The sequence below is a fragment of the Streptomyces viridosporus genome (assembly GCF_002078235.1).
Lineage (GTDB): Bacteria > Actinomycetota > Actinomycetes > Streptomycetales > Streptomycetaceae > Streptomyces > Streptomyces viridosporus.
On the sequence record NZ_MSGP01000941.1, the window covers coordinates 1 to 621 of the forward strand.

Sequence of the window (621 nt, forward strand, 5' to 3'; positions counted from 1 at the left end):
AGGCCGCGCCGCTGGGCGAGGCGGAGGCGGCGGCGTTCGCCGACCGGGTGGAGCAGGCGCTGTACGCGTCGAAGATCGTCTCGTACACCCAGGGCTTCCACGAGATCGCCGCGGGCAGCGAGGAGTACGGCTGGGACATCGACCTCGGCGCGGTCTCCGCGATCTGGCGCGGCGGCTGCATCATCCGGGCGGCCTTCCTGGACCGCATCCGCGCCGCCTACGACGCGCGGGCCGACCTGCCGAGCCTGCTGTCCGACGAGACGTTCGCGCGGGAGATCGCCGAGGCGCAGGNNGCCTACTACGACGCCCTGCGCGCGGAGCGCCTGCCGGCCGCGCTCACCCAGGGCCAGCGGGACTACTTCGGCGCGCACACCTACCGGCGCACGGACCGCGAGGGCTCGTTCCACACGCTGTGGGGCGGGGACCGGTCGGAGGTGACCGGGTGACGGACCGCGGCCGGGTGCGCTGACCGGCGTGCCGCGCGGTGAAGGGCGGTGGACGGCCCCGAGGGTCGTCCACCGCCCTTCCCGTGCGCGGGGCCGGTCAGCTCAGCGGCGGCCCGGGCTCCGGGTTGGGCACCGGTTCGGGCCCCGGCGGGATCGGCGAGGGGGAGGGCTCGGG

The 621-nt window shown here is 76.4% G+C and carries 1 pseudogene; it reads left to right on the top strand.

Features of this window, described 5'->3' with window-relative positions:
• Positions 1 to 446, top strand: a pseudogene (locus B7L92_RS38810) (NADP-dependent phosphogluconate dehydrogenase); the annotation flags it as partial.
• Positions 447 to 621: the final 175 nt, after the last annotated feature.